This window comes from Lactobacillus sp. C449L (assembly GCF_059900815.1).
This window is the reverse complement of record NZ_JBWXGA010000402.1, coordinates 1-408: the sequence shown is the minus strand read 5'-3', so window position 1 is coordinate 408 and position 408 is coordinate 1. Positions and strand designations below refer to the sequence as shown.

1 protein-coding gene is annotated in these 408 nt (G+C 59.8%); it reads right to left on the bottom strand.

Annotation, left to right across the window (positions count from 1 at the left end; genetic code table 11):
* Positions 1–304, bottom strand: a 304-nt coding sequence (locus tag AC2JF9_RS09985; RefSeq protein ID WP_500727458.1) for a phasin, incomplete at its 3' end; no start/stop codon positions are given.
* Between the last annotated feature and the right edge of the window lie 104 nt (positions 305–408).

Sequence of the window (408 nt, the reverse complement as noted above, 5' to 3'; positions counted from 1 at the left end):
CAGCGAACTGGTTCCGTGCAAACTCCGATTGAAGCTGGAACGCTTCCTGCAGGTCCCTGGCCCGAACGAGAGCCTGAGCGTGGTCGAAGGCCGCCTTGATGTTCTGCTCGGCGAAGCTCAGCGTCCGACGGGTCGCGTCAGAGGCGCTCGACTGCATCGAGGATGTCGAGCCCTCGAAAGTGTCCATCGCCTTCTGAGCGGCGTTCAGGAAGCCGTCAAACGCCTTCCTGGCCTGCTCGACGCTCTTCTCCGCAAAGTCCCGCATCTCGGTCGGGATTTCGTACTTCATGCCCTGATTGGCCACGGGCTCCTCCGTTGCTTGTGCGCCGCACCTTTACATTGTGCACCGCAAAAAGACAATGCGGTGCCCGTTCATTAACGTTGACCTGAAGTAAACGGCTCCGCAAC